Below are 1,876 nucleotides of genomic sequence, written 5' to 3' on the forward strand. Positions count from 1 at the left end.
CGCTACGCTATCGTAAGCCGTAGGAATGCGGCTTTTGCTACCCTTGGAGGACCATCATGAAGGCTAAGATGCGACTTTCGATCAAGTCAGTGACGGTTACAGGAATCGCTGCCAGCGCACTTCTGGGACTTGCAGGGGCCACACTTGCTCCATCACCGGCCCGCGCGATCGTGTATTGCCAGTACGTCGACTATCCGGTGGGTTGCGTTGCCCGGGCTGGCGTTGCCCTCCGGCCACGGCCCGTTGCGCGCGCTGCAGTCCGTCATAACGTCGGCGGCAATGCCAATGGTGGCGTTAATCGCGTCGGAGTGCGTCGATAGAGGATTTGCCTGCGGGCCACCAGCCTTGGTAACCAACCTCGTGACCCGCGGTAGCATTCAACACTACTTCTCGGCCATGCAGCGTGCCTCCCTTTGCATGTCGGTTATTGGCCCATAGGCGGCCCCGGCCGAGCGTGGCGCAGTGGTCCGGTTTCGCGTGACGAGCCGACCGAGTTGGGCCCCCGATCTCAACGTCCGCCCGTGACCCTGGCTGTCGGATATCGTTTTCGAATTGAAAGAGGCGACGATTGCGCCGCCTCTCCTTGTGGTCCGCGTGCTTACTGGCAGACGTACATGATTCCGTCACCGCCCTTGATCAAGGTGCCGGGCGTGCAACCAATGCCATTGAGCTTCGCGTAGCTATCCCAACCGTCGTAGCAGGTGTAGGAAGCACGCCCAAAGACCCCCACAGCCGTGCCGTACCCGGTCGTGCCGCCGGCACCACACCAGGGGCCGCCAGCGTAGTAGGCCCGCACTGCGTACCAAGGCAGACCGGACTGATCGGGTATGTAGTGACTATAGGGATACGGGCTGACATAGAGCCGCCTCGCTTGGGCACTCTCAACTGACAGCGAAATCCCGCGCTGCTCAGACCAGTCAACGGTGAACAGTGTCGCAAAGGCGATAACCGAAGTTACAATTGCAAAATTTCTGAAAATCATCCGCTTCATCGTTTTGCTCCTATCCTGTCTCGCCCCCTTTGCTTAAGGAGGCCCGTCGGTTGATGCCGACATTGACAAAGATCAAGGGGCTTGACCTAACTCGTGACCAAATTTCAACGTGAATCACGGAGTTTATGCACGCAACCGTGCACAAAGTCAGTCGAGAGATGTTGCTGCGTCGCGCTCTTTGGTGTGTTTGCTCGGTGTTACGTCGAGGCTGAAGTGAGGCTGGCGGATCGCTTCGGGCGGCACCTGAAAGAAGGTAACAGCGCCAATGTTATCGGAAGTCGGCAAAGATTTCGAAACGACAACCAAGTGAGCGATGTCGCCTCTTGGCCGATTGTGTTGCAAAAGTCGAAAGTTGCAGGGCTCAAGCTTCTTCGCGAAAACACTAAGCAGCGAGCGATCGCTGATTCGTATGACCTCAATCGCGTTACCGAAGTCGCCTGTGAATTTTGCGTGAGGCCGTGAGGTCCCTCGCATCTTGTACGCGAAAGTCGCGCCCACGGCCCGCAGAATTTTGGTCATCGGCGAAAATCGACTTTTGCAACAATATCGGCCCTTCAGCGACCTCGGCAGACGTCCGCTTTCCCGCCGCTGTTAGGGGTTGAGCGGACATAAGGCGGCCAGCTGCTTAATGAGTACACAGCCTAGTCACGTGAATCTAAAGTTCGCCACATAAAGTCCGCTGAGCTTTATAGCAGAAGCGTTTGACGGAAGCCAAAATCTGGTCTGCGGACTTGGTCCATTTGAATGGCTTCGGTTTTCTGTTGTGCAGGTCGATGAAGGTACGGATGTCGGCCTCGAGCTGCCTGACGGAGGTGTGAACACCTCGCTGGATCTGTTTTCTGGTGAGTTCAGCGAACCAGCGCTCGACCTGATTGATCCATGACG

Annotated in this window: 3 protein-coding genes and 1 pseudogene; 1 reads left to right on the plus strand and 3 read right to left on the minus strand. The window is 56.9% G+C overall.

Translation table 11 applies throughout. From position 1 onward, the window contains the following. The first annotated feature begins 56 nt into the window (after positions 1-56). Positions 57-320: a hypothetical protein gene (locus tag AC1DW2_RS43710; RefSeq protein WP_085398219.1), complete on the plus strand. Its 264-nt coding sequence runs from the start codon at positions 57-59 to the stop codon at positions 318-320. 278 nt (positions 321-598) lie between these two features. Here the strand turns inward: AC1DW2_RS43710 and AC1DW2_RS43715 are convergent, their stop codons facing one another. The 3 genes and pseudogenes from AC1DW2_RS43715 to AC1DW2_RS43725 form a co-directional block, all read right to left on the minus strand. Further along, complete coding sequence (locus AC1DW2_RS43715) at positions 599-991, minus strand: hypothetical protein (protein ID WP_063981806.1); 393 nt, start codon at positions 989-991, stop codon at positions 599-601. Between the two features lie 147 nt (positions 992-1,138). Further along, positions 1,139-1,510 (minus strand): hypothetical protein, encoded by a 372-nt coding sequence (locus AC1DW2_RS43720; RefSeq protein ID WP_063981807.1) that lies wholly within the window; start codon positions 1,508-1,510, stop codon positions 1,139-1,141. 136 nt (positions 1,511-1,646) lie between these two features. Further along, positions 1,647-1,876, minus strand: a pseudogene (locus tag AC1DW2_RS43725) (IS630 family transposase); the annotation flags it as partial.

It is taken from the genome of Bradyrhizobium sp. P3_C3, assembly GCF_056402655.1.

What these genes read in the sequence shown, in the direction of transcription:
- AC1DW2_RS43710 (WP_085398219.1), top strand. Translation starts at nt 57, where the DNA reads ATGAAGGCTAAGATGCGACTTTCGATCAAGTCAGTGACGGTTACAGGA.
- AC1DW2_RS43715 (WP_063981806.1), bottom strand. Translation starts at nt 991, where the DNA reads ATGAAGCGGATGATTTTCAGAAATTTTGCAATTGTAACTTCGGTTATC.
- AC1DW2_RS43720 (WP_063981807.1), bottom strand. Translation starts at nt 1,510, where the DNA reads ATGACCAAAATTCTGCGGGCCGTGGGCGCGACTTTCGCGTACAAGATG.